Origin of the sequence: Streptomyces marispadix (genome assembly GCF_022524345.1) — a bacterium.
Taxonomy (GTDB): Bacteria; Actinomycetota; Actinomycetes; order Streptomycetales; family Streptomycetaceae; genus Streptomyces; species Streptomyces marispadix.
Map to the genome: position 1 here is coordinate 2,691,804 of NZ_JAKWJU010000002.1, position 25,360 is coordinate 2,717,163.

Annotated in this window: 19 protein-coding genes; 5 read left to right on the forward strand and 14 right to left on the reverse strand. The window is 72.1% G+C overall.

What is annotated here, in order from left to right; all coding sequences use genetic code 11:
* The first annotated feature begins 22 nt into the window (after nucleotides 1–22).
* Nucleotides 23–775 (forward strand): SIS domain-containing protein, encoded by a 753-nt coding sequence (locus MMA15_RS11130; RefSeq protein WP_241058946.1) that lies wholly within the window; start codon nucleotides 23–25, stop codon nucleotides 773–775.
* 93 nt (nucleotides 776–868) lie between these two features.
* Here MMA15_RS11130 and MMA15_RS11135 read toward each other — a convergent pair whose 3' ends face one another.
* Both MMA15_RS11135 and pdxH read right to left on the reverse strand, forming a co-directional pair.
* Entirely contained in the window at nucleotides 869–2,500 is a 1,632-nt protein-coding gene (locus tag MMA15_RS11135; RefSeq protein WP_241058947.1) for a PAS domain-containing protein, read from the reverse strand.
* A gap of 442 nt (nucleotides 2,501–2,942) precedes the next feature.
* Complete coding sequence (pdxH, locus tag MMA15_RS11140) at nucleotides 2,943–3,611, reverse strand: pyridoxamine 5'-phosphate oxidase (RefSeq protein WP_241063140.1); 669 nt, start codon at nucleotides 3,609–3,611, stop codon at nucleotides 2,943–2,945.
* 536 nt (nucleotides 3,612–4,147) lie between these two features.
* Between pdxH and MMA15_RS11145 the strand changes: the two genes are divergently transcribed.
* On the forward strand, nucleotides 4,148–5,248 hold the full coding sequence (locus tag MMA15_RS11145; RefSeq protein ID WP_241058948.1) for a citrate synthase 2: 1,101 nt from the start codon (nucleotides 4,148–4,150) through the stop codon (nucleotides 5,246–5,248).
* 97 nt (nucleotides 5,249–5,345) lie between these two features.
* On the opposite strand, the gene MMA15_RS11150 is transcribed toward MMA15_RS11145, so the two are convergent.
* The 11 genes from MMA15_RS11150 to MMA15_RS11200 form a co-directional block, all read right to left on the reverse strand.
* Nucleotides 5,346–5,558 (reverse strand): MerR family transcriptional regulator, encoded by a 213-nt coding sequence (locus MMA15_RS11150; RefSeq protein WP_241058949.1) that lies wholly within the window; start codon nucleotides 5,556–5,558, stop codon nucleotides 5,346–5,348.
* A gap of 272 nt (nucleotides 5,559–5,830) precedes the next feature.
* The gene (locus MMA15_RS11155) at nucleotides 5,831–7,387 is read right to left on the reverse strand and encodes a sodium:solute symporter family protein (RefSeq protein WP_241058950.1); all 1,557 of its coding nucleotides are present in this window, start codon (nucleotides 7,385–7,387) and stop codon (nucleotides 5,831–5,833) included.
* Between the two features lie 413 nt (nucleotides 7,388–7,800).
* A complete protein-coding gene (locus MMA15_RS11160; RefSeq protein WP_241058951.1) occupies nucleotides 7,801–8,400 on the reverse strand; it encodes a TetR/AcrR family transcriptional regulator in 600 nt (199 codons plus the stop codon).
* Nucleotides 8,388–9,167, reverse strand: coding sequence for an enoyl-CoA hydratase family protein (locus MMA15_RS11165; protein ID WP_241058952.1), 780 nt, complete (start codon nucleotides 9,165–9,167; stop codon nucleotides 8,388–8,390). The genes MMA15_RS11160 and MMA15_RS11165 overlap by 13 nt, the downstream gene beginning before the upstream one ends.
* Before the next feature lie 122 nt (nucleotides 9,168–9,289).
* Entirely contained in the window at nucleotides 9,290–10,471 is a 1,182-nt protein-coding gene (locus MMA15_RS11170; protein WP_241058953.1) for an acyl-CoA dehydrogenase family protein, read from the reverse strand.
* Entirely contained in the window at nucleotides 10,459–12,840 is a 2,382-nt protein-coding gene (locus MMA15_RS11175) for an ATP-binding protein (protein ID WP_241058954.1), read from the reverse strand. Before MMA15_RS11175 ends, MMA15_RS11170 begins: the two co-directional genes overlap by 13 nt.
* 146 nt (nucleotides 12,841–12,986) lie before the next feature.
* The gene (locus MMA15_RS11180) at nucleotides 12,987–14,609 is read right to left on the reverse strand and encodes an acyl-CoA carboxylase subunit beta (protein ID WP_241058955.1); all 1,623 of its coding nucleotides are present in this window, start codon (nucleotides 14,607–14,609) and stop codon (nucleotides 12,987–12,989) included.
* On the reverse strand, nucleotides 14,606–16,348 hold the full coding sequence (locus MMA15_RS11185; RefSeq protein ID WP_241063141.1) for an acyclic terpene utilization AtuA family protein: 1,743 nt from the start codon (nucleotides 16,346–16,348) through the stop codon (nucleotides 14,606–14,608). The genes MMA15_RS11180 and MMA15_RS11185 overlap by 4 nt, the downstream gene beginning before the upstream one ends.
* A 110-nt stretch (nucleotides 16,349–16,458) precedes the next feature.
* Complete coding sequence (locus tag MMA15_RS11190) at nucleotides 16,459–17,268, reverse strand: TIGR03084 family metal-binding protein (RefSeq protein ID WP_241058956.1); 810 nt, start codon at nucleotides 17,266–17,268, stop codon at nucleotides 16,459–16,461.
* 206 nt (nucleotides 17,269–17,474) lie between these two features.
* Nucleotides 17,475–20,483, reverse strand: a complete 3,009-nt coding sequence (locus tag MMA15_RS11195) for an FAD-binding and (Fe-S)-binding domain-containing protein (protein WP_241058957.1) — start codon at nucleotides 20,481–20,483, stop codon at nucleotides 17,475–17,477.
* A gap of 123 nt (nucleotides 20,484–20,606) precedes the next feature.
* Nucleotides 20,607–21,374 (reverse strand): DUF1990 family protein, encoded by a 768-nt coding sequence (locus MMA15_RS11200; RefSeq protein WP_241058958.1) that lies wholly within the window; start codon nucleotides 21,372–21,374, stop codon nucleotides 20,607–20,609.
* Nucleotides 21,375–21,453: 79 nt separating this feature from the next.
* On the opposite strand from MMA15_RS11200, the gene MMA15_RS11205 reads away from it, so the two are divergent.
* From MMA15_RS11205 to serC, 3 genes are all read left to right on the forward strand, one after another.
* Nucleotides 21,454–21,669, forward strand: a complete 216-nt coding sequence (locus MMA15_RS11205) for a hypothetical protein (RefSeq protein ID WP_241058959.1) — start codon at nucleotides 21,454–21,456, stop codon at nucleotides 21,667–21,669.
* Nucleotides 21,670–21,815: 146 nt separating this feature from the next.
* Nucleotides 21,816–22,619, forward strand: coding sequence for a DUF1990 family protein (locus MMA15_RS11210; protein ID WP_241058960.1), 804 nt, complete (start codon nucleotides 21,816–21,818; stop codon nucleotides 22,617–22,619).
* Nucleotides 22,620–22,972: 353 nt separating this feature from the next.
* Complete coding sequence (gene serC, locus MMA15_RS11215) at nucleotides 22,973–24,091, forward strand: phosphoserine transaminase (RefSeq protein WP_241058961.1); 1,119 nt, start codon at nucleotides 22,973–22,975, stop codon at nucleotides 24,089–24,091.
* 93 nt (nucleotides 24,092–24,184) lie between these two features.
* On the opposite strand, the gene MMA15_RS11220 is transcribed toward serC, so the two are convergent.
* The gene (locus MMA15_RS11220; RefSeq protein ID WP_241058962.1) at nucleotides 24,185–25,279 is read right to left on the reverse strand and encodes a hypothetical protein; all 1,095 of its coding nucleotides are present in this window, start codon (nucleotides 25,277–25,279) and stop codon (nucleotides 24,185–24,187) included.
* Nucleotides 25,280–25,360 lie beyond the last annotated feature (81 nt).

Here is a 25,360-nt window from a genome sequence, read left to right on the forward strand (position 1 = left end):
GAGACCCTGGGGGACCTGCGGCATGAGCGACCAAACGCTGGCGAACGGCTTCTTCGACGCCGCGATCTCCCTGCTCCAGAAGGTCAGAGAGGCCGCAGGGAAGGACATCGCCGCCGCCGGAACGCTGCTCGCCCGCACCGTCGAGGAGGGCGGAAGGATCTTCGCATTCGGGGCCGGGCACTCCTCGCTGCCCGCCCAGGACGTCGTCTACCGGGCGGGCGGCCTCGCCGTGATGAATCTGCTGCCGGTGCCCGGCGCGGTCGGCGTGGACGTACGCCCCGCCACGCTCGGCAGCGCCCTCGAACGCGTCGACGGGCTCGCGTCCGCCGTGCTCGACACAGGACCCGCGCGCTCGGGCGACCTGCTGTTCGTCATCTCCCTCTCGGGCCGCAACGCGCTGCCGGTCGAGATGGCTTCGCACGCGCGGGGCCTCGGCATCAAGGTCGTCGGGGTGACCTCCGTCGCCTACGCGCACGAGACCACGTCGCGGCACTCCAGCGGAACCTTCCTCAAGGACCACTGCGACATCGTCCTCGACAGCGGAATCCCCGTGGGGGACGCGGAGTTGACGACGGACGGCGTGCCCGCGCCCTTCGCTCCCGCCTCGACGGTCGTCACCAGCGCGATCATGCAGGCAGTGGTCGCCTCAGCCGCGGGCGAACTCGTCGCCCGCGGCGTCGAACCGCCGCTGCTGCGCTCCGGGAACGTCGACGGCGGCCTCGCCTGGAACGACACCGTCATGGAGCGCTACGCGGACCGCATCTTCTACCGCTGAGCACGCACCGCTGCTGACAGGGCACCGCGTGAGCACGCAGGACGTGAGCACGCGTCGTCGAACGCCTGCCGCCGAGGCGCCCGCCGCCGCGTCCTACCGCTGACCGCCGCCCGTCTGCACGCCGCCCGTCGCCGCGGCGGCCTCGTCCGGCGCCTCGATCGCGCCCGCCATCTGCGCCATGTCCACGGCCGCGGCGATCCGTACGGCGATGTCCTCCGCGTACGCGGCGTCCGCACGGTCGAAGGAGCGGCGGCTCGCGCCGCGGAGGAAGGTGACCACGCCGAGCGTGCGGCCACGGCTGCGCAGCACCGTGCACAGCCCGTGGACCGTGCCCTCCGGCCACTTGCGGGCGGCGGCCCATCCCTCGACCACGCTGCCCGCGCCGCCCGTGGCCGCGACACCGCCGACGCTGGCCCGTACCGAACCGCATCGCGCGTACGCCTGATGCGCGGGGTGCCCCGGCGGATAGCCGACGGGGATGCCGCCAGGGGCTCCTGGAACGCCCGGAATTCCGGGGCCCGCCCGTCCGGCGAGACCCTGCTGGAGCGACGGCGAAGGGCCGGGCCCCGCCGCCGGGGTGGCCGCGACCCGCACCAGGCGGGGGGTGGTGGCCGGCCCTTCGGCGTCGAGTCCGCGGCAGTCGTCGTCCCTGCCGTCGCCGCACTCCCCGCCGCTGTCGGGAAGGGGCGCGAGGTCGAGCAGAGCGTGGTCGGCGAAGCCCGCGAGGGCGAAGTCGAGATGGACCGTCGCCGCCTCCATGGGCTTCTCGCACTCGGCGGCGGCACGTGCCGCCCGGTGGAGCTGGCTGTCGCGGAAACGCAGCCGGTCGGTCTCCTGCTCCTGCCGCTTGGACTCCGTCACGTCCTGGAAGAGCCATGCGACGCCGAGCGGCACCGGCGCCTCCGCCAGCGGCGACGACAGCCGCAGGAAGCCGCTGCGCCAGCAGCGCCGTGCACCGCCGCTGTTCTCACCCACCGCCGACACCGCGCCCACGGCACCGCCCGCACCGGCGGCCGTCCCGTCCGTACGGCGTCCCGAGCGGAGCGTCACCCAGATCTCGGCGGGCGCGACGGGCGGACCGTCTGCCAGCACATGCTGAAGCGCGCCCTCGAGCTCCTCCACGCCCTGGTCCACGAGTTCACCCAGCGGACGCCCGAGCATCGCGGCACGTGAGACACGGAAGGCGCTCGCCGCCGACACGTTCACCACGGCGGGACGCAGATCGGCGTCGACGAGCACCACGCCCCACGTCGCGTCCTCGAAGAGGCATTCGCTCAGGGCGATGGAGCGTTCCAGGTCGATCTGCGCGTGCACCTCGCTGAAGGCGCAGTAGACGCCCATCGGGCTGCCGTCGGCCGCGGCCACCCCGGACGCCTGGGTACGTACGAGAAGGCGCCGCCCGTCCTTCGTCAGCAGCGCGAACTCGTGCACCTGACGTCCCGGGGCGTGCATGGCGGCGAGGAGGCGCGCCTGCACCTGCTCGGCGTCGGCCTCGCGCAGCGCCCAGCCCGCCAGCCCCTGCCGTCCGACGGCCTCCTCCTGGGTCCAGCCCAGCAGCCGTTCCGCCTCGCGGTTCCAGTGGGTGACGACGCCGTCCGCGTCGAAGGCGCACAGCGCCGCGTCCATGCCGTCCAGCAGCGCCGCCAGCAGCAGTTCGTCGTCGGGCCCGTGCCTGTCGTCGCCGTCGGACGACGAAGCAGCGTGGGTCCTGGATCGAGCGGACACCTGAGCACCCCCTGCTGAACGCGCCGGATTACAGCCGCTTGTATGCGCGTACGGATCATTCAACTCGAACGTGACGCAGGGCACACGGTGTTCGTGGAAATCGTTGCGCCCCCGAAATCGCTTGCGGGTGCCCTGGGCGCTGCCTAGCGTTCTCGGTACACGAGAAAGGAGGTGATCCGGTAAATGAAGCTTTCCCGGACGCGTGAGGTGGCTGCGGCCTAGCGCCGACGCCACAGTGTGACGCCGGTATCGCCGGCCAATCTCAATGCAGTCACCCGGCCCGCGGGCTCGTCGGACTCGTCCGACCGGCGCCGTTCGCCCCGGCGAGCGGAGCAGCCCGCGGGCCGTCTGCGTGCTTGAAGGCGCTGAAGGCCCTTGAAGACCCTTCGAGGTGTACTCGGAGAGCCTTGAGGTGTGCTCGGAGGGTCCGCGGGCGCGGCCGTCAGGGGCAGAGCCGCTCGACGGTCCACTCCGGGGCGCCGCCGTCCGCTTCCCCGCGCCCCATCCCGTCGCCGGGCCGTGCCGTACGGACGTAGCGCAGCCGGTCGTGCAGCCGGTTCTCCCGGCCCTGCCAGAACTCCACCGAGTCCGCCCGTACCCGGAAGCCGCCCCAGCCGGGCGGTGCCGGTACGTCCTCGCCCTCGGGATAGCGCTCCGCGAGACCGGCGTAGAGACGGTCGAGTTCGGCCCGCGAGGCCACCGTCGAGGACTGCTCGCTCGCCCACGCCCCGAGCTGCGAACCGTGCGGGCGCGTACGGAAGTACGCCACGGTCTCCTCCCGTGCGATCCGCTCGGCCCTGCCCGCGACGATGACCTGGCGGGCGATGGGGTGCCAGGGGAAGAGCAGCGACGCGTAAGGGTTGGCGTCCAGCTCGCGGCCCTTGCGGGAGCCGTAGTTGGTGAAGAAGACGAAGCCGCGCTCGTCGTACTGCTTCATCAGCACGGTGCGGGAGCTGGGCCGTCCGTCGGCGGCGGCCGTCGAGACGATCATCGCGTTCGGCTCGTGCAGCCCGCTCGCCGCGGCCTCGGCGAACCAGCGCGCGAACTGGGCGTACGGGTCGGGCGCCAGCTCCTGCTCGGACAGGCCCTGCGCGCGGTAGCGGGTACGCATCGCCGCCGGGTCGAGGACGGTGAGAGGCGCGGGAGCCGTGAGGGGTGCGAGCGGGGCGTTGCGGGCGGCTTCTTCGTCTGCGTCGGGCACGCGTTCATCTTGCAGCATCGCCCGCCGCCGCGTCCGTGTGCCTGATCTCACCCCCGTATCCGGATGTCAGCGACCGCGCCGAAGCCGCAAAATCGTCAGCCGAGCCGACACGGCGGGCGGGCGAACCGGCCGCGGGCCGGTGCCGGTCCGGTCTCCGTCGCGCGGCGGCCTCGCGGGATGACGAAGCTCATCACGGGGCAGGCCCTGTGGTGGACGACGCGGACCGGGCGAGGACGCCACGGCAGCCGTGGTCGCGGCGGTCGCCACGGCCCGGTCGCGGTGGTCGCGTCGGTCGGTCGCGGTGGTCGGTCGCGGTGGTCGCCGGCCGCAACGGCCGCCGCCCGCAACGGCGATGGAGCCGCCGCGTCCCCGCCCGCCCGAACAGAAACCGGCCACGCCCCACGAACGGCGTGCGCCGGCCCCACAACCTCATGAGGAGCCGCCTGATGTCCGACTTCGTACCCGGACTCGAAGGAGTCGTCGCGTTCGAGACGGAGATCGCCGAACCCGACAAGGAGGGCGGCGCCCTGCGCTACCGCGGCGTGGACATCGAGGACCTCGTGGGCCACGTCTCGTTCGGCAACGTCTGGGGCCTGCTGGTCGACGGAAGCTTCAACCCGGGCCTCCCGCCCGCCGAGCCGTTCCCGATCCCCGTGCACTCCGGCGACGTCCGCGTCGACGTGCAGTCGGCGCTCGCGATGCTCGCCCCCGTTTGGGGACTGAAGCCGCTGCTCGACATAGACGAGCGGCAGGCGCGTGAGGACCTGGCGCGTGCCGCCGTCATGGCCCTGTCCTACGTGGCTCAGTCGGCACGCGGTCCGGGCGTGCCGATGGTGCCGCAGCGGGAGATCGACAAGGCGGAGACCGTCGTCGAGCGGTTCATGCGCCGCTGGCGCGGCGAGCCCGACCCGAAGCACGTGGCCGCCGTCGACGCCTACTGGACGTCCGCCGCCGAGCACGGCATGAACGCCTCCACCTTCACCGCCCGCGTCATCGCCTCCACGGGGGCCGATGTCTCGGCGGCGCTCTCCGGCGCGGTCGGCGCGATGTCCGGCCCGCTGCACGGCGGCGCCCCCTCGCGGGTGCTCGGCATGATCGAGGAGATCGAACGCACCGGGGACGCCACGGCGTTCGTGAAGCGCCAACTCGACCGCGGCGAGCGCCTGATGGGCTTCGGGCACCGCGTCTACCGGGCCGAGGACCCGAGGGCCCGCGTGCTGCGCCGTACGGCCAAGGAACTGGACGCGCCGCGCTACGAGGTCGCCGAGGCGCTGGAGCGCGCGGCGCTGGCGGAGCTGCACGAGCGCCGACCCGACCGGGTGCTGGCGACGAACGTGGAGTTCTGGGCGGCGATCGTGCTGGACTTCGCCGAGGTCCCCGCGAGCATGTTCACGTCGATGTTCACCTGCGCCCGTACGGCGGGCTGGGCCGCGCACATCCTGGAGCAGAAGCGCACGGGACGGCTGGTGCGGCCCTCGGCACGCTACGTCGGGCCGGGGCCGCGCGATCCGCGGGAGGTCGACGGGTACGGGGAGGCGCGGCACTGAGGTGCGGTGAACCATTGAGAGCGAGGCGCTGAGGGGCGTCAACGCCCCTGCCGGGGCGGGCAGTTCAGCGTAAGGGCGGGCTCCCACGGGGGCCCGCTCAGTGCTTCTGCCCGGCCCCGCCTGCGTGTTCGGTCGCATAGCCGTGCAGCAGGGCCGCCCCTTCCAGCATGGCGAGCGCCGCCCGGCCCAGCTCCTCCTGCCGCTGCGCGACAGCCGCGCGCAGCGCGTCCGTACTGCCCGTGCGCCGCAGCCCCTCCAGTACGTCGACGGTCCGCGGCAGCGGGTAGCGGCTGCGCCGCAGCATGCTCACGAGCCGGGCGTCCCGGAACTCCTGCGCGCCGTAACGGCGGTGCCCGGTACGGGGCGGGCCGTGGTGGGCGAGGGCCCGGCTACGACATCGCGGACGTACTGGAGATGACCGTCGAGGAGGCGCTGAGCGTCTTCGCGGACGTCCCCAAGGCGGCGGCGAGGCTACGGCGGCTGGACGAAGTCGCCCTCGGCTGCCTGAAGTTGGGGCAGCCCGCGACGAACGCTCTCGGGCGGCGAGGGCGTGGTGCGAAGCGTGGGGTGAGTCAAGCCTGCTCACCCCGCCAACGTGCGCTCCTCTTCCTCGCCCCGCTTGTCCGGGTCGGCCAGGAACCGCCGTTCCAGGGCGAGGCGTTCCTCTTCGCTGGGGTCGTCGGCGAGGGAGTCGACCAGTGCCGTGCGCTCCGCGTCGTCCTCCGGCCTCGCCAGTCCGATGCCTGCGTACAGCACCAGCGACGTCAGCACGGGGAAGCCGACCGTGGCGGCCTCCGAGGCGTCGCCCACGCCCCAGTACAGATACGCCCAAACCGCGAGTCCGCCCGCCCACGAGACGATCGCCGCGAGCGCCCCCGTCCGCTTGAACCACGGCAGCAGCCCCAGCATCAGCGGAATCGAGATCGGCCCCATGGTGGCCGCCACGATGCTCACGACCACCGTCATGATGAAGCCGTCCGGGTCGCTGAAGAGGGCCAGCGCCATGCTCGCCGTGACGAAGGCGACCGTGGTGACGCGTGCGAAGAGCAACTGTCCGCGCTGCGTCAACTGCCGTACCCGAGGCACCAGTACGGGCGCGAGATCGCGGGTGATGACGGCCGTGATGACGTTGGAGTCGGACGCGACCATCGCCATGGTGTGCGAGAAGAAGCCCGCGAGCAGCAGCCCGATGAAGCCCGTGGGCATCAGCTCCTGTGCGAGACGTATGTAGGAGTCCTCGGCGTTGTCCAGGCCGGGCACGATGAGCGGCGCCGCGATCATCGGCACGAAGAGGATGAACGGCCAGACCAGCCACAACGCGGCCGACAGCAGGGCCGACTTGCGGGCTCGGGAGCCGTTGGGCGCGGACATGTAGCGCTGCGCCAGGTTCCACATGCCGCCGTTGTACTCGAAGGTCTTCACCAGAAGGAACGCCATGATCAGCCCGAGCGTGACGTCGCCCGCGACGGGGTCGCCGTGCCCTTCCGGCAGGTCGCCCCACATCGTCCACAGGGAGGAGACGCCGCCGAGGTGCCCCATCACGGCGAAGAGCATCGCGAATCCGGCCACCGCCTGGATGACGAACTGCCCGAAGTCGGTGAGGACGTCGGCCCACAGCCCGCCGAAGGTGACGTAGAACATCGTGCACACGCCGGTGACCCCGATGCCCCACACCAGCGGGATGTCCGCGAAGCCCTGCAACAGCACCGCTATCGCCACCCACTTGGCCGCGATGTCGACGACCTTCAAGGCGGCGCCGCTGTAGGCGAGGACCTGCTGCGTCGGCAGTCCGTAGCGGACGGCGAGATACGCCAGGGGCGAGTTGACGCCGTGCTTGGCGCGCAGCCGGTTCCAGCGCGCGGCGAAGAGGAACGCGCCGACGCCGATGCCGAGTCCGATGGTCAGCGGCCACCAGAAGTAGACGGTGACGCCGTAGTCGTAGGCGACGGCGGCGAAGGTGACGAACATGATCGCGCTGTAGCCCGACATGTGGTGGGAGATGCCGGAGAGCCACCAGGGGACGCGGCCACGTGCCGTGAAGAAGTCGGCGACGTTCTCGACGCGGGTCCTGGACCACACGCCGATGGCCAGCATCACGAAGAAGTACGCACCGACCACGGTCCAGTCCAGTACGGACATCACGACTCCTCGCATTCGGCGTGACCGTCAAACCCCTGCGGGGGAGGCCGAGTTCAGGGGTGCCGAGCAGAGGAGCGGAGATGCACCGCCAGAAGGCTCTCCGCACTCGATGTTCAGCATCATGAACATCTGCCAGATTCATGAATCGAGCGTCACCTTAGAAGTGCCCCCGTAGAGCGTCAATACCGCGCACAAGCGCATGTCGCCGCACCGCGAACGTCCCTGTGGCAGCGCACACTTACGATCCCCGTCCACGTCGGTGAATGAGGCCGTGGAGGGACAACGGGCGCCATGGCGGCGTGAGAGCAAACGAGAGAGAGCGCCCGGCGCTCAACAGAGCGCAGGCCGGGGCCGGTTGCCCACCTGGCCACACCGGGAAGCCGGAGCGCCGGACAGCCGGCGCGCCAGGCCCGCTACCGCGCCAGCGCGTCCCGGACGATCGACTCCCACTGTGCGACGACACGGTCACGCCGTGCGCTGTCGTCCGTCAGCAGATTGGCGAGGCCCAGGCCGCGTGCCATGTCCAGCAGCCCCTGCACCGTCTCGCGCACGCCCGGCACGGACTCGTCCGCGCCCAGCAGTTCGACGGCCATACGGTGCGTCTCGCGGCCGATCCGCGCCTCCAACGCCGTGACACGGGGCCCCAGTTGAGGCTCGTTCGAGGCCGCGACCCAAAGCTGGAGCGCGGCGCGGAAGAGCGGACCGGTGTAGAGGTCGACCAGCATCCCCACCGCGGACCTCTCGTCCGGGAGCCCCCGCGCGGGCGAGCGCAGCGCCTTGGAACGCTCCTCGGCCACGTACTCGACAGCCGCCGTGAACAGGTCCTCACGCGTGGGGAAATGGTGCTGTGCGGCGCCGCGCGAGACACCGGCGTGCTCGGCCACCACCGTCACCGTGCTGCCGGTCCAGCCGTGTTCGGCGAGGCAGGTGACGGCCGACTCCAGCAGCCGCTGCCGCGTGGCGCGGCTGCGGTCCTGCTTCGGTGCGGCGCCGCGTACGTTCACGGCACCCATGAGGGCTCCCGTCGTTCGAGGAAGGCGGTCATGCCCTCGCGGGCCTCCTCGGAGGCGAACAGCCGCGCGGACAACGCCGCGAGGTTATCGGTGTCCCGGTCGAAGACGCGCAGCACCTCGGCAGTGACCAGCTTCTTCGACTCCGCCAGCCCCTGCGGCGAGCCCCGCCGCAGGCCGTCGAGCACGGGTGCCAGCACGTCGTCGACGTCGTCTCCGTCCTCCGCCGCCAGCGTCACCAGACCGATACGGGCCGCCTCCACGGCGCCGAACCGCTCCCCGGTGAGGTAGTAGCGGGAGGCCGCCCGTGCGTCGAGTCGGGGCAGCAGCGGCATCGAGATCACCGCCGGGGCGACCCCGATGCGCGCCTCGGTGAACGCGAAGCTCGACCCGGGCCCGGCCACCGAGATGTCGCACGCACCGAGCAACCCCGTGCCGCCTGCCCGCACATGGCCCTCGACCCGGGCGACGACCGGTTTCGGCAGCTCCACGATCGTACGGAGCAGCTCCGCGAGGTCGCCCGGACTGCCGCCGCCCTCGCGCAGATCCGCGCCCGCGCAGAAGGTGTTGCCGGTGTGGGTGAGCAGCACGGCACGCACGTCCGGGTCGTCCGCGGCGCGTTCCAGCCCGGCGTACAGCCCGGAGACGAGGCCCTTGGAGAGGGCGTTGCGATTGTGCGGAGAGTCGAGGGTGAGCACGGCGATGCCCCGCTCGTGTGTGCTGCGCACCGCCTGCCCGTCGCCCTGCACCTGTTCGCCGGTTCCGGTCACTTCTCCCAGTCCTCTCCGCGCCTCTGCGTGCCTCTGCGTCTCTGCCCTCTTCTGTCCCGCAGGCCCGAACTCCCCTACGCCGCCGCTCGCTTACGGCGTGCGCCGCTCGACAACCCGGCAGCTCAGTACGACTTGGGCAGGCCCAGCGTCTGGTGCGAGACGAAGTTGAGCACCATCTCCCGGCTGACGGGCGCGATACGGGCGACCCTCGCCGCCGTGATCATGGAGGCGATGCCGTACTCGCGTGTCAGGCCGTTGCCGCCGAGGGTGTGCACCGCCTGGTCGACGGCCTTCACACATGCCTCACCGGCCGCGTACTTGGCCATGTTGGCCGCCTCGCCCGCTCCCATGTCGTCGCCCGCGTCGTAGAGCGCCGCGGCCTTCATCATCATCAGCCGGGCGAGTTCGAGTTCGATGTGGGCCTGGGCCAGCGGGTGCGCGATGGCCTGGTGGCTGCCGATGGGCTCCTTCCAGACGGTGCGTGTACGGGCGTAGTCCAGCGCGCGGTCGATGGCGTGCCGCCCCATGCCGATGCCGAAGGCGGCCGTCATGATGCGCTCCGGGTTGAGCCCGGCGAAGAGCTGGAGCAGCCCGGCGTCCTCACCCTCACCGCCGCCGACGAGAGCGTCCGCGGGCAGCCGCACGTCGTCCAGCACCAGCTCGAACTGCTTCTCCGGCGCCGCGAGTTCCATCTCGATGGGGCTGCGCGTGAAGCCGGGGGTGTCGCGCGGAACCATGAAGAGGCAGGGCTTGAGCTTGCCCGTACGGGCGTCCTCGGTGCGGCCGACGATGAGCGTGGCGTCGGCGATGTCCACGCCGGAGATGAAGACCTTGCGTCCGGTGAGGAGCCAGTCGTCGCCGTCCTTGCGTGCCGTCGTGGTGATGCGGTGGGAGTTGGAGCCCGCGTCGGGTTCGGTGATGCCGAAGGCCATCTTGCGGCTGCCGTCCGCGAGTCCGGGCAGCCACTCGCGCTTCTGCTCCTCGGTGCCGAAGCGGGCGATGACGGTGCCGCAGATCGCGGGCGAGACGACCATCATCAGCAGCGGGCAGCCCGCGGCGCCCAACTCCTCCAGCACGATGGCGAGTTCGCTCATGCCGCTGCCTCCGCCGCCGTACTCCTCGGGGAGGTTGACGCCGAGATAACCCAACGAGGCGGCCTCGGCCCACAGTTCGTCGGTGTGCTTGCCCGCGGCCACGACACCGGTGAAGTACTCGCGTCCGAAGCGTTTGCCCAGCGCGGCGACGGCCGCTCGCAGGTCGCGCTGTTCCTCGGTCTCCAGCAGGGCGGCGTTCACTGAGGGCATGTCGGCTCCTTCTCGGCGGGCGGTGCTGATGAGGGTGCGGGTTGTTCCACGGATGCGGATGCGGACTCGGGCTCCTCAGCCCTGGACTCCACGGGCTGGGACCCCACGGGCTGGGACTCCTGAGCCCCGGGCTCCTGAGCCCCGGACTCGTGAGCCCCGGACTCGTGAGGCCCGGACTCCTGGGCTCCCGCGGGTACTTCGGCCTTCGCGGGTCCCTCCGGCGTCACCGCCGTGTCGTCCTCGCCGACCACGGCGAGCAGTTCGCCGACCTCCACCTGCCTGCCGGGTTCGGCGTGCAGCGCGGTGAGGATGCCGGAGGCGGGAGCGACCACCTTGTGCTCCATCTTCATGGCCTCCAGCCACAGCAGCGGCTCTCCCGCCTTGACCGCCGCGCCCACGGCCAGCCCCGGTACGAGCCGCGCCACGGCGCCCGGCATGGGCGCCAGCAGCGAGCCGGGTTCGTTGGCGGTCTCCGGCTCGCGCAGCCGGGGCAGTGCGGTGAAGGCGTACGAGCCCAGTGGCGGCGACGCGTCGACATGGATACGCGAGCCGTCCTCGCCGTAACGGGCGACGTCGAAGTCCCGGCGTACTCCGCCCACTTCGAGAGTGACCCCGTCCGGCGCCGCCGCCACCAGCCGCACCGCCGCATCGCCGTGCGCATCGCCATCCGAGTCGCCCGGCTCCGCCAGGTCGCCCAAATCGCCGCCGTCCAGGCGCAGTCCGTCGCGGGTGAGCCGGTAGCGGACCTCGATCTCCTCGTGGCCGGGCTCGGTTCGGTACGTCTTCGACTGTGGATGCGCGGGTACGTTGCGCCACCCTCCGAGCCTCGCGGAGACGGTGCCGCCCGTGGTGCGTACGAGTGCGGCGTCCGCCAACGCGGCGGCGAGAGCGGCCAGTCGGCGGTTCGCGTCCTCTCCGGTATGCCCTGGGGCGGTGAGCGCGTCCAGATTGCGGTCGTAGAAGCCGGTGTCGAGACGTGCGGCCGCGAAGTCGGGGTGACGCAGGGACCGTACGAGCAGGTCCCGGTTCGTCACCGGCCCGTGCACACGCGCACGCTCCAGCGCGGACGCCAGCCTGCGTACGGCCTCGCGGCGCGTCGGCGCCCATGCGACGACCTTGGCCAGCATCGGGTCGTAATGCACGCCGACGACGTCGCCGTCCCCGATGCCGCTGTCGAGACGAACTACGGCCTGTGCGCCCGCACTTGACGCCGCAACCGAACCCGAACCGGCCGTCGCGCCGATGAACGCGCTCGCACCCGGTACGTCCAGACGGTGCACGGTGCCCGTCTGCGGCTGCCAGCCCCTCGCCGGGTCCTCCGCGTAGAGACGGGCCTCGACCGCGTGCCCGCGCGCCGGCGGCGGCCCCTCCGGGTCCAGCGCCTCTCCCTCGGCGACCCGGATCTGGAGTGCCACGAGATCCACGCCGTGCACGCACTCGGTGACGGGGTGCTCGACCTGGAGCCTGGTGTTCATCTCAAGGAAGTACGCGCGGGCGTCGGCAGACCCGGCGGACTCTCCGGCGTCCCCGCCGTCCGCACCCTCCTGCCGGCCGTCCCCGGCGACCAGGAACTCCACGGTGCCCGCGCCCCGATAGTCCACGGCACGCGCCGCGTCGGCCGCCGACTCGTGCAGCACGTCGCGTAGTTCATCGCTCAGCCCTGGTGCCGGTGCCTCCTCCAGGACTTTCTGGTGGCGCCTTTGCAGCGAGCAGTCGCGGGTGCCCAGCACCCACACCGTGCCGTGGCCGTCGGCGAGTATCTGCACCTCCACATGGCGTCCGCGCTCGACGTACGGTTCGACGAAGACCTCGCCGTCGCCGAACGCCGAGGCGGCCTCCACCCTCGCCGCCTCGATCTCCCCTTCCAGCGCGGCGAGTTCACGCACGATCCGCATGCCACGTCCGCCGCCGCCCGCCGCGGCCTTCACCAGCAGCGGCAGATCCCGCTCGGCCGCCTCTCCCGGCCGTACGGGCTCCAGCAGGGGCACGCCCGCCTCTCCCATCAGCTTCTTCGCACGGGTCTTGGACGCCATCGCCTCGATCGCCTCCGGGGGCGGCCCGATCCACACGAGCCCCGCCTCCAGCACGGCACGGGCGAACCCGGCGTTCTCGGAGAGGAATCCATAGCCGGGGTGCACCGCGTCGGCACCGGCCGCCAGCGCCGCCTCGACGATCAGATCACCCCGCAGATACGTGTCCGCGGGCTGGTCGCCGGGCAGGCGCACCGCCGCGTCCGCCTCCGTTACGTGGGGCGCGCCCGCGTCCGCGTCCGAGTGGACGGCGACCGTGGCGATGCCCAGCTCCGTGCATGTGCGGAAGACCCGGCGGGCGATCTCCCCGCGGTTCGCGACCAGCACCGATGTGATCATTCTCTGCTCCACTCCGCCCTTCGCGGCCCTCGTAGCCTGTGCAGCCGTCCTGACCCCCGCAGCCCTCACAGCTCCCGAAGCCCCCACAGCCGTCGTAACTCCCGCAGCCGTTCCGGCAGTCGCTGAAGTCGCCGCAGCCACCGCAGTCACATCCGGAAGACGCCGAAGCCGCCGCGTGCGCCCTCGACCGGTGCCGTGTGGATGGCGGACAGGCACAGCCCCAGCACGGTGCGGGTGTCGCGCGGGTCGATCACGCCGTCGTCGTAGAGCCGTCCGGACAGGAACATCGGCAGCGATTCCGCCTCGATCTGCTGCTCGACCATCGCCCGCAGCCCGGCGTCGGCCTCCTCGTCGAACGGCTTGCCCTTCGCCGCCGCCGACTCCCGCATGACGATCGACATCACGCCCGCGAGCTGCTGCGGGCCCATGACCGCCGACTTGGCGCTCGGCCACGCGAACAGGAACCGCGGGTCGTAGGCCCGCCCGCACATCCCGTAGTGGCCCGCCCCGTAGCTGGCGCCCATCAGCACCGACAGATGCGGGACCTTCGAGTTGGACACGGCGTTGATCATCATGGCGCCGTGCTTGATGATGCCTCCCTGCTCGTACTCCTTGCCGACCATGTAGCCGGTGGTGTTGTGCAGGAACAGCAGCGGGATGTCGCGCTGGTTGGCGAGCTGGATGAACTGCGTGGCCTTCTGCGACTCCTCGCTGAAGAGCACGCCGCGTGCGTTGGCGAGGACGCCCAGCGGATAGCCGTGCAGCCGCGACCAGCCCGTGACGAGGCTCGTGCCGTAACGCGGCTTGAACTCGTCGAAGTCGGAGCCGTCGACGATGCGCGCGATCACCTCACGAGGGTCGAACGGCGTCTTCAGATCGCCGGGCACCACGCCGAGCAGCTCGTCCTCGTCGTACTTCGGCGGCGGCGCGGGCACCTGCCCGTAACCGGCGGGGCCCGCCCGACCGCCGTCGGCCTTACGCCAGTTGAGCCGTGCGACGACACGGCGGGCCTGGCGCAGCGCGTCCGGCTCGTCCAGCGCGAAGTAGTCGCCGAGGCCGGAGACGCGGGTGTGCATGTCCGCGCCGCCCAGCTCCTCGTCGCCGGCCTCCTCGCCCGTGGCCATCTTCACCAGGGGCGGACCGCCCAGGAACACCTTCGACTGCTCCTTGACCATGATCACGTGGTCGGACATGCCCGGGACGTAGGCCCCTCCGGCGGTGGAGTTGCCGAACACCACGGCGAGCGTGGGGATTCCGGCCTCCGACAGCCGCGTGAGGTCACGGAAGAGGGCGCCGCCCGGGATGAAGATCTCCTTCTGGCTGGGCAGGTCCGCGCCGCCGGACTCGACGAGGCTGATGCAGGGGAGCCGGTTGGCGTAGGCGATCTCGTTGGCGCGCAGGGCCTTCTTCAGCGTCCAGGGGTTGCTGGCGCCGCCTCGTACGGTCGGGTCGTTCGCCGTGATCAGGCACTCGACGCCCTCGACGACTCCGATGCCGGTGACCAGCGACGCGCCCACCGCGTAGTCGCTGCCCCAGCCGGCCAGCGGCGACAGTTCGAGGAAGGGGGTGTCGGGGTCGAGAAGCAGCTCGATGCGTTCGCGGGCGAGCAACTTGCCCCGCTTGCGGTGGCGTTCGACGTACTTCTCGCCGCCGCCCGCGACCGCCTTGGCCAGTTCGGCGTCGAGTTCGGCGATGCGGTCGAGCATCTGCTGCCGGTGCCCGGCGTATTCGGCGCCGGAGACGTCAAGCGCCGAGGTCAGCACACTCACGGGAGAAGTCCTTCCGGGATGTCTGTCTTTCGCGAACGCAGCCACTCGCCGAGGGCCTTGGCCTGGGGATCGAAGCGGGCCTGTGAGGCGACGCCTTCGCCCAGGAGGCCGTCGATCACGAAGTTGAGAGCCCGCAGATTGGGGAGGACGTGCCTGGTGACTGGCAGATGACGGATTTCAGGTAGCAGATGACAGATTTCATCAACTGTCAGCGCATGCACCAACCACCGCCATGCCTCATCCGTACGCACCCAGACGCCCACGTTCGCGCTGCCGCCCTTGTCGCCGCTGCGCGCCCCGGCCACCGCGCCCAACGGCATCCGGCGCGATTCCCCGTAGGAGGCGGGGAGGGGGTCGGGCAGCGGTTCGGGCAGCGAGGGCTCTTCGACCGGCGCCGGCTCCAGCGTCCGCTCCGGTGCCGGTACGGTCACTCGCCGCCCGTCCGGGAGCACCGCCGTATGAGGCACCCGCGCGGCGTCCTCCCAGGCCGTCTCGAACACCCCGTACGGGGAGCCCTTGCCCGGCGGCGCCGTCACATGGAACCCGGGGATGCTGGCCAGCGCCAGTTCGATCGCGGCACCGCTCACCGCCCGCCCGACCCGCTCCTCGGCCGGGTCCCGCACCGCCAGCCTCAGCAGTGCGCTCGCCTCCTCCTGCACCGGAGCGTCCGGGTGGTCCGTACGCGCCAGGGTCCAGGTCACCTCCTTGGGCCGCCGCCCACGGGCCTCCAGCGACGACAGTTCGGCCTCCAACTGCCGCCGTACGAGCGCCGCCTTGGCGTCGATGTCCAGACCGGTCAGCACGAACGTCACCTCGTTGCGCCAGCCGCCCATCCTGGTCAGACCGACCTTCAGCCTCGGCGGCGGCGCCTCACCGCGCACGCCGGAGATCCGCACGCGGTCCGTGCCGTCCTGCGTGAGTCGCACCGAGTCCATCCGTGCGGTCACATCAGGCCCTGCGTAGCGGGCACCGGCCGTCTCGTAGAGAAGCTGTGCGGTGACTGTGCCGGTGGTGACCGCGCCGCCGGTGCCGGGGTGCTTGGTGATGACGGCGCTTCCGTCGCGGGCGATCTCCGCCAGCGGGAAGCCGGGCCGTGTGACGTCGATTTCCTCCTGCGCGAAGAAGGCGTAGTTGCCGCCGGTGGCCTGCGCACCGCACTCCAGCACATGACCGGCGACCACGGCACCGGCGAGCGCGTCCAAGTCGCCCTCGGCCCAGCCGAAATGTGCCGCCGCCGCGCCGCTGACGAGTGCCGCGTCCGTCACCCGGCCGGTCACGACGATGTCGGCGCCGCCCCTGAGACACGCGGCGATACCGCCGCCGCCCAGATAGGCGTTGGCTGTCAGCACCCCCTCGCCCCAGCCGCTCCCGGACGCGGGCCCGTCGGCCGCGGACCGCTCGGCCCCCGATCCGTCGGGCGCCCGCAACCCGGCGGGCCCGCGTGCCAGTACGTCGTCGCCCTCCACATGGGCCACGGCCGCCGGTACGCCGATGCGCTCGCTCAACTCCCTTACGGCGTCGGCCAGTCCGGCCGGGTTGAGACCGCCCGCGTTGACGACGATCCGTACCCCTCGGTCCTTGGCGAGCCCGAGACCGGTCTCCAACTGCCGCAGAAAGGTCTTCGCATAACCTCGCGCAGGGTCCTTCAGCCGGTCGCGGCCGAGTATCAGCATCGTCAACTCGGCGAGATAGTCCCCGGTCAGCACGTCGAGCGCGCCACCCGTGAGCATCTCCTCCATGGCGCTGAAGCGGTCGCCGTAGAAGCCGGAGCAGTTGCCGACGCGCAGCACGTCCCCCGCGCCGTGCCCCGCGCCGGACCCCGTCCCCGGGGTCTCCCCCGCGTTCGCGCTCACCTCTGGTCCTCCTTGCGTACGCGCCCCTCGCCGGGCGGCCCGGCGAACGCCTGCGCGATCTCCAGCCACCGCTGTGCTTCGGCCCCTTCGGCCCTCACGCCCGAGTCGTCGCGGTGTATCCGCTGCGTCACCAGACGGCAGAAGCCCACCGCGTCGCCGGTCACCCGCTGTGCCGCGTCCTCGGGGCCGTGTGCCCACAACTCGCCGCCGGGACCGGTCAGTTCGACGCGGAAGGGCTCCCCCGGCGGCTGTAGCCCGCGTACCGCGTAGGCGAAGTCCCGTGCCCGCACGCCGATCCATACGACATGGCGCAGCCGCTCCGTCGGTTCGCGCGTCACGCCGAGGGCGTCGGCCACGTCCTCGCCGTGCGCCCAGGTCTCCATGATCCGTGCGGTCGCCATGCCGGCGGCGCTCATCGCCGGGCCGTACCAGGGGACCCGGCGGCCGGGCGGCAACTCGCCCAGTACGCGCAGCAGTTCGTCACGCCCGGCACGCCAGCTCTCCAGCAGCCGCGCGGGCGGCTGCGCGGCTCCCGCCTCCGCGCCCTCGTCGACGAAGGTGCCGGGCGAGGCGAGCGCGGCCTGCGAGGCTTCACGGAAGGCGGATTCGTCGGTCGCGGCCAGCAGCGCCTGCCCGTCGGTCCAGGCGAGATGGGCGATCTGGTGGGCGACGGTCCAGCGGGGCGCGGGTGTGGGAAGCGCCCAGGACTTCTCGTCGAGCCCGGCCACAAGCCCGTCCAGGGCCTCGCCTTCGTCCCGCAGGTCCGCGAGCACGGCTTTCGTCACGTTCCCGGCGTCGTCCGCCATCCCGCGCCCGCCCCTTTCCGCCGCTTCCTGCGCTTCGAACGGGCCGGACGGCTGGGCACTCAGCCGTCCGGCACCCCCTGAGCGTGACAGCGGAACGAAAAACAAGCAAGCGTGCTTGCATTACCTATTGGGCCGCCGGGCCCGGCCCTTCGCCCTCCCCTTCGCTTCCGCTCCCGCAACCCGCCCGGCTCCACAGAGCGCTCCGGCTACTCGGAGCGCTCCACCTCCTCAGACCGCTCCAGCGCCTCCGCCAGCACCTCCGCCAGATGACGGCTGCGGTGACCGCCGAGCTGTTCGAGCTGCGTACGGCACGAATAGCCGTCGGCCAGCAGCTCCGCATCGGGCCCGGCCCTCCGCACGGCAGGCAGAAGCTGGTCCTCCGCGCAGGCGGCCGACACCTCGAAGTGCCCCTTCTCAAAGCCGAAGTTGCCCGCGAGACCGCAGCAGCCCTTGCTCAACTCGCCCGTCAGGCCCGCCCGTTCACGCAGCCTCCGGTCCTCCTCGTCGCCGAGCACGGCGTGCTGATGGCAGTGCGTCTGGCCTGCGACGGGCCGGTCGACGCGCGGCGGCTGCCAGCCGGGAGCGTGCTCGGCGAGGGTCTGCGCGAAGGTCCTCACGGACTCGGCGAGGCGGCGCGCACGCGGGTCGTCGCCCAGCAGCTCCGGTACGTCGGTACGCAGCGCCGCCGCGCACGGCGGCTCCAGCACGGTGACGGGCAGACCCGCGTCCAGTGCGGGCTCGATGCGGTCCAGCGTGCGGCGCATGACCGTACGGGCCTGGTCGAGCTGGCCGGTGGAGACATAGGTGAGGCCGCAGCACACCTGCTGCTCGGGCACGCTCACCCGCAGCCCCGCATCCTCCAGCACCCGCACGGCAGCCGAACCGGCCTCGGGGGACAGGTAGTTGGTGAAGGTGTCGGGCCACAGCACGACCTGCTCGCCCCCGTTCCGCCCGTCGCGGCTCTGCTCGCCGCCGCTCTGTCCGGCGCCCGTGGGCGCCTCGCGGCGCCGCCTCCTCCACCACCGGGTGAACGGCTCACGTGCCAGCGCCGGGATGGCGCGTTCCGGTGCGATCCCGCCGAGCCGCTTCGCCAGCGCCGCCAACGGCCCCACCCGGGCAGCCGCGTTGAGCAGCGGCACCATGCGGCTCGCCGCGGCCAGCCGCAGCCACTGCGGCAGCCGCCCCATCGAGTAGTGCGCCATCGGGCGGCGCCTGCCCTTGTAGTGGTGGTGCATGAACTCGGCCTTGTACGTGGCCATGTCGACGCTGACCGGGCAGTCGCTGCGGCAGCCCTTGCACGACAGGCACAGATCGAGGGCCTCGTGGACCTCCTCCGACTGCCAGCCGTCCGTGACCACTTCGCCCGCGAGCATCTCGTGCAGCAGCCGGGCACGCCCCCTGGTGGAGTGCCGCTCCTCGCCCGTCGCACGGAACGACGGGCACATCACGCTCGAACCGGCCTGCGTGTTACGGCACTTGGCTACGCCGACGCAGCGCCGTACCGCCGCCGAGAAGTCGCCCCCGTCGTGCGGATAGCCGAACTCCACGTCGACGGGCTCACGGGGCAGCGGCGCGAAGCGCAGGTTCTCGTCGATGCGCGCGGGACGCACCAGCATTCCCGGGTTGAGACCTCCCGCCGGGTCCCACAAGTCCTTGAAGCGGCCGAAGAGCCGGACCATCTCCTCCCCGTACATCCTCGGCAGCAGCTCGGCACGCGCCTGACCGTCGCCGTGCTCGCCCGAGAGCGAACCGCCGTGAGCGACGACCAGATCCGCCAGGTCCGACGAGAAGTCACGGAAGCGCCCGATGCCCGCCTCCCCCATCAGGTCGAAGTCGATACGCACATGGATGCATCCGTCGCCGAAGTGCCCGTACGGCAGCCCCCGCAGCCCGTACTGACGCAGCAGCGCCCTGAACTCCCGCAGATACGCGCCCAGTCGGGGCGGCGGCACCGCGCAGTCCTCCCAGCCGGGCCACGCCTCGGTGTCGCCGAGCCGCGTCGCCGTGCCCGACGCGTCCTCGCGGATGCGCCACAGCACACGCTGCTCGGCGGGCGCCACGACGAGCATGTGGCCGGTACTGCCGTCGGCCGCCGCCGCGGCGCACAACTCACGTGCACGGGACCGCGCTTGGGCCTCGTCGTCGCCCCCGACCTCCACGAACAGCCAGGCGCCGCCGCGCGGAAGTCCGGCCCTGGCGGAGTCGGAGACCAGGTCGTTCGCCATGCCCTCGACCGTCAGCGGAGCGTGGCCGAGCAGGCCCGCGGCCGCCTCCGCCGCCGCGCTCTCGTCGGCGTAGCCGAGCACCGCCAGCACTCGCGCCCCAGGGACCGGCACCAGCCCGACCCTCGCCCGGGTCAGCACGCCGAGGGTGCCCTCGCTGCCGGTGAAGACGCGCGCCCAGTCCTCGCCCTTCTCGGGCAGCAGCTCGTCGAGCGCGTAACCCGAGATGCGGCGCGGCAGTTCGGGGAAGCCGGTGCGCAGGCGCTCCAACTCCCCGCGCACCAGGGCCCGTACGTCCTCGCGCAGCGGCGACGGCACACCCTCGCCGCCGGGGCCGAGCGTCATCCGCTGCCCCCCGTAGCCGGTGACCTCCAGCTCCCGTACGTTGTCGGCTGTCGTGCCCCAGGCGACGGAGTGCGAGCCGCACGAGTTGTTGCCGATCATCCCGCCGAGGGTGCAGCGGCTGTGCGTGGACGGGTCGGGCCCGAACGTCAGCCCGTGCGGTGCCGCGGCGTCACGCAGCCGGTCGAGGATCACGCCGGGCTGTACGAGGGCCGTACGCGTCTGCGGGTCCACCGACTCGATGCGGTCCATGTGCCGTGTGAAGTCGAGCACCACGCCGGTGCCGGTGGCCTGCCCCGCGATGGAGGTGCCGGCGCCGCGCGCCACCACCGGTACGCCCTGTTCGCGGCAGACGGCCAGCACCGCCTCCACGTCGTCGCGGTCGCGGGGGGCCACCACGCCCACGGGTACACGCCTGTAGTTGGAGGCGTCCATGGTGAACAGCGAGCGTGTGCCGCTGCCGAATTCGACGTCACCGCCGGGCAGCGCCTTCCGCAGCTCCTGTTCGAGCACGCGTGCCCGCTGTCGTGCCTGCTCCCGTTCCCGGGCCTGTGCCTGTTCCCCCGGCTGTTCCCGTGCCGCCGGGTCCGGCCGCCCGCCCGCCTGTGCCTGTGCCTGCTGTGCCGCTGTCCGCGCCTGTGCGTCTGCCATGGGTCAAGCGTGCACGCTGAAGGCCCCCGAAGGGCACCCTCACCTGGCAGTACGTGCGTGATCGCGCGCCCCGCACGCGGCCGTCACATCGCTTGCGCCCGCGCGACCGGCAGCCTCCCCCGGCTACTGGGACTCCCCGGGCTCCGAATCCCGGTCCGGGCGGCACAGCTCCTCGGGGATGTCGCGGGTGTCGATCTGCACGCCGCCCACGACCCGGCCGCCGGATACGGCCGCCGCCCGCAGGCAGAAGTGCACCCACATGTTGAACTGCATCTCCTTGGCCACGCGCAGCCGCCCGTAGAGGAGATGCGCCAGCCGGTCGCCCGCACGCGACCACGCCTCGATCATGAACTCCAGCCCGCCGCCCTCGGCTTCGCGGGAACGGAACTCGATCTGCCCCGCCTCCAGATGCCCCTGAAGGGTGCCGAAGCGGAAGGAGACCGGATCGCAGTGGACCACACGCACAGGCCCGTCCCACGGGCCCGGCATCTGCACCCGGTACTCGTCGCCCACGACGGGCGGGCCGTCAGCGCCGCGGGTCTTGTGGAAGACGGCGACGGACGAGGGGGCGACCCGGTTGAGGTTCTTCGTCACGGCCCCGGTCAGCTCCGCGGGACTGAGCGGCGAACCCTCGATACGGACCCGGAAGCGGCGGTGGAACATCGGACCGGCGCCGTCCGGAAGGGGCTTGGTGCGCTCGTCGCAGAGTTCCGGCGGCAGCGGGGGCGGCAGATCTTCGGCGTCGCCCTGCGTCTCCCCGCGGTGCAGCGCCGTCACCCGCCACAGGTACTGCCACGACACCACCAGCACCCCCAGCGGGAACCGCGCCAGCGCCCCGGCCCGCCGCATCGGCGAGGGCACTTGCGGACGAGCGGCGCGGGGCGTCGACATGTGTGTCATGACACCATATGAACCATTCGGGCGCACGAGAGCCGTGCGCCCGCCGCCGCTTGAGGACGGGAGGCCGCGGATGTCGACGGAGACGGTGGTGCGCTTCACGGGCCTGCGCAACCGGCACTTTCAGGCCGCGGCCATGGGGTCGATCGGCCTGTGCCTCACGATGTGGATGCGGGCGTCGGGCCTCGACCAGGAAGAGCGGGGCAACGCCGAGCGCCGCGCCATCTTCGTCGGCCTGTGGGCGCCCACGCTGCTGCTGCTGGGGCAGTCGCTGAGCGAGTCCGAGTAGCGGCTGCGTGAATCCGAGCAGTCGCCGCGCGGACACAGTCCGCACCGCTCGTGGTGAAGGCGGCCGGGGCAGTCCGTCCCGTTCGGGTCGCGGTCCGGGCGCGGTCCGGGTCTCCGCGGTCCAGAACTTCGCGGTCCGGGGCGCACATGGTCCGTGAGGGGCGTCTGCGCCGCGGCCGCGCGCTGAGCACCCTGCGCGCGCTGCGCGGCGCGGACGTCAACTACCCCCAGGCGCCGCCCGGTTCCGCCCCCGTCACCGGCTGGCACTTCGACTCGCATGTGCGGCGGCTCGCCTCCGAACCCCCAGGCGCCCCGGCCGCCGGCGGCCCATGGGAGCGAGCGTGCCGTCTCGTGCGGGACTACGAGTTCGCCGATCCGCGTATCCTGCGCGGTCTGTACGACCTGCGGGCACCGCTGATGGGCCGCGACATGCTCCTCGACGCCCGCTTCTACGGGCTCCGCTTCGACCTGGGCGTACGCATCACCTCCGTCACGGACACCACCAGGGGCACGGGCGGGAGCGAACGCCGCGTGTGGGGCTGGGGCTACCAGACGCTGGAGGGTCACCTGGAGGAGGGCGAACTCGTCTACGAGGTCGTCAAGCATCTGGCCACCGGCGACGTGGACTTCGTGATCACCGGGCACTCCCGCCGTGCGCCGATCGCCAACCCGCTGATCCGCCTCGGCTTCCTGCTCTTCGGACGGTTCACACAGCGCCGCTTCTACCGGCGCAGCGCACGGCGCCTTCGGCGGCTGCTGCTGGACGAACTGCGCGGAGGCACCCCGTCCGCGCCGGAGCCCCACCCCCGCGACCCCGCCGTGGTGATCGCACCGGGAGCACCGGGCACGCCGGGCACACCGGGCGGCAAGCGCATCGGGCGGGGCGGGCCCCGTGAAGACACCCGTGAAGACACGGGCCGCGACGTCCGTGGAGACCCCCGCGAGGACTGAACCCGCCGCCCACTGGCGCCCGTAACAGCAGCGACTACGGCCGTAGTCGAGGACCGGACCCCCGGACGAGGTTGAACGGCGCCGCGGCCGGAGACCCGTCCGATGCATCCCGCGGTGCCGGGGCTGATGAAGGCGCCGGCAGTTCGAACAAGCAGCTCCGACGCCGCCCCCTCCGCGGAGGCACATGCACCCCGCGGAGGGGGACCGCGAACCCTCAGCGCGCTGAACGGGGTCCGGTCGCTGCGGTCGCCCGGCGAGCGGGAGCCCGTGCCCGCACCCGCCTGAGCAGGGCGTTCGTCTCACCCGCTGGACCACCTGCGGTGCCATGTGAAGGAACGCACTAGGCTGCCCGTGTGGCTGATCTCCAGATTCCCGCTGACATCAAGCCCGCCGACGGTCGATTCGGCTCGGGCCCGTCCAAGGTGCGTACGGAGGCGCTGAACGCGCTGGCTGCCACCGGCACTTCGCTGCTCGGCACCTCACACCGCCAGGCCCCGGTGAAGAACCTGGTCGGCCGGGTGCGCGAGGGCGTGCAGGAGCTGTTCCGGCTGCCGGAGGGCTACGAGGTGGTCCTCGGCAACGGCGGCACGACCGCGTTCTGGGACATCGCGACCCACGGGCTGATCGAGTCCAGGTCGCAGCATCTCTCCTTCGGCGAGTTCTCCAGCAAGTTCGCCAAGGCCGCCAAGCAGGCGCCGTGGCTGGGCGAGCCCACCGTGATCGAGTCCGAGCCCGGCACCCACCCCTCCGCTCGGGGCGAGTCCGGCACCGACGTCTACGCCTTCACACACAACGAGACCTCGACGGGCGTCGCCATGCCCATCGAGCGCGTCGACGGCGCGGACGACGGCGCGCTGGTGCTCGTCGACGCCACGTCCGGCGCGGGCGGCCTCCCCGTGGACGTGTGCGAGAGCGACGTCTACTACTTCGCGCCGCAGAAGTCCTTCGCCTCCGAGGGCGGGCTGTGGATCGCCGTGTTCTCACCCGCCGCCCTGGAGCGGGCCGAGCGCATCGCCGCGTCCGACCGGCACATCCCGGCGTTCTTCGACCTGAAGACCGCGATCGACAACTCGCGTAAGAACCAGACGTACAACACCCCCGCCGTCAGCACGCTCTTCCTGCTGGGCGAGCAGCTCGACTGGATCAACGGCCAGGGCGGGCTCGACTGGGCGGTGCGCCGCACCGCGACGTCCTCGCGGACGCTCTACGGATGGGCGGAGGACGCCAAGTTCGCCGCGCCGTTCGTCTCCGAGCCGGCGCAGCGCTCCCAGGTCGTCGGCACGATCGACTTCAACGACGACGTCGACGCCGCCGCGATCGCCAAGGTGCTGCGGGCGAACGGCGTCGTCGACACCGAGCCGTACCGCAAGCTGGGCCGCAACCAGCTCCGGGTGGCGATGTTCCCGGCGGTCGAGCCGTCGGACGTCGAGGCGCTCACGCGCTGCGTGGACTACGTCGTCGAGAACCTCTAGGCCCCGCCTGCGAGTTCACGGCACAGCGACGCGGGCCCGGACGCCGTACGACGGTGTCCGGGCCCGCTGTACGTCTCGTAGCGGAACGCCCCGTCAGCTTCTGCGGAACAGCCTGCGCAGCAGCATCCACACCACGACGACCGCGGCGATCGCTCCGCCGCCGACCACGACCTTCTTCTCGTCGAGCCGCCCCTCGTCGCCGTCGCCCGCGGCGCCCCCCTGTGAACCGCCGCCGTCTGCCTGGCGCTCGCCGGACGGGACGCTGTCCGGCAGCAGTTCGCCGTCGAGTTCCAGCGGGTCCACGGTGCTGCCCTTGCCCTCCGAGCCGCACATCAGGGTGCGCCCGTCGCCGGTGAAGGTCACCGACTCCCCCTGCCCCGCCACGGGCACGCTGACGGGGGTGTCGAGTGCCTGCGGCTTCCCGTCGCGCCAGCGGAACATCTCGCCGCCGAAGTAACCGCGCAGCACCAGCCTCGTACCGTCCGGCGAGAAGGCGCCGTCCGTCGCCCACACCTCGGTACGGGCGACGCGGCGGAAGGTGTTGACGCCCGCCGCGTCCAGGCGTTCCGGCCCTGCGTAGATCGCGCCCTTCTTGTTCTGGCTCTTGCTGGCGATGTAGACGCGACCGGTCTTCGGATGGACCATCAGCGACTCGGCGTCGCGCGGCCCGTCGGCGTAGCGCACGGTGTAGCGGGTGGGCGTGACCGTGGTGTCGCGCAGCTTCTCCGGCTCGCGGAAGCGGTAGATCCACACTTCGCTCCAGCCGCCGCCCAGGTTGTCGCCGATGTCGCCGACGTACACCTCGCCGCCGGGCCCGGCCGAGATCGCCTCCACGTCGCGGGGGTCGACGCCGCGGAGGGTGACCGTGGCGACCGTTCTGCCGGTGGAGGAGTCCACGGCGTAGACGTACGGGCCGTCGTCGGAGTCGTTGTGCGTCCAGTAGACGCCCTTGTGCCTGCGGCTGGCCGCGAGTCCGCTCGACTCCGTGATGCGCGGGTCCTTGATACGGAACGAGCCGGGGCCCTCCTCGCCGCCGGCCGGTGCGGCGGCGGTGGCCGGGCCCGTCGCGGCGGCGGCCACCGCCACAGGTCCCAGCACCAGGAGCCCCAGCGCTCCCCCGATCCCCACGGCCGCGACGGCGCGGCGGCGGAGCGCGGCGCGGCGGCGAAGCACAGTCAGCACAGACATGGCCACAGTCTCCCGCACGGCTCGGGGGTCCCGCCCGGGCGGGAGGCTCTGTGGGAGCTTGCTTCGAGCCCACTTCAACGG

Coding starts and splice junctions, on each gene's coding strand:
- MMA15_RS11200 (WP_241058958.1), bottom strand. CDS start 21,374: ATGTCGACGCCCCGCGCCGCTCGTCCGCAAGTGCCCTCGCCGATGCGG.
- MMA15_RS11145 (WP_241058948.1), top strand. CDS start 4,148: ATGTCCGACTTCGTACCCGGACTCGAAGGAGTCGTCGCGTTCGAGACG.
- MMA15_RS11185 (WP_241063141.1), bottom strand. CDS start 16,348: ATGGAGGAGATGCTCACGGGTGGCGCGCTCGACGTGCTGACCGGGGAC.
- pdxH (WP_241063140.1), bottom strand. CDS start 3,611: ATGCGTACCCGCTACCGCGCGCAGGGCCTGTCCGAGCAGGAGCTGGCG.
- MMA15_RS11210 (WP_241058960.1), top strand. CDS start 21,816: ATGGTCCGTGAGGGGCGTCTGCGCCGCGGCCGCGCGCTGAGCACCCTG.
- MMA15_RS11170 (WP_241058953.1), bottom strand. CDS start 10,471: ATGCCCTCAGTGAACGCCGCCCTGCTGGAGACCGAGGAACAGCGCGAC.
- MMA15_RS11195 (WP_241058957.1), bottom strand. CDS start 20,483: ATGGCAGACGCACAGGCGCGGACAGCGGCACAGCAGGCACAGGCACAG.
- MMA15_RS11205 (WP_241058959.1), top strand. CDS start 21,454: ATGTCGACGGAGACGGTGGTGCGCTTCACGGGCCTGCGCAACCGGCAC.
- MMA15_RS11175 (WP_241058954.1), bottom strand. CDS start 12,840: ATGATCACATCGGTGCTGGTCGCGAACCGCGGGGAGATCGCCCGCCGG.
- MMA15_RS11160 (WP_241058951.1), bottom strand. CDS start 8,400: ATGGGTGCCGTGAACGTACGCGGCGCCGCACCGAAGCAGGACCGCAGC.
- MMA15_RS11130 (WP_241058946.1), top strand. CDS start 23: ATGAGCGACCAAACGCTGGCGAACGGCTTCTTCGACGCCGCGATCTCC.
- MMA15_RS11190 (WP_241058956.1), bottom strand. CDS start 17,268: ATGGCGGACGACGCCGGGAACGTGACGAAAGCCGTGCTCGCGGACCTG.
- MMA15_RS11155 (WP_241058950.1), bottom strand. CDS start 7,387: ATGTCCGTACTGGACTGGACCGTGGTCGGTGCGTACTTCTTCGTGATG.
- MMA15_RS11220 (WP_241058962.1), bottom strand. CDS start 25,279: ATGTCTGTGCTGACTGTGCTTCGCCGCCGCGCCGCGCTCCGCCGCCGC.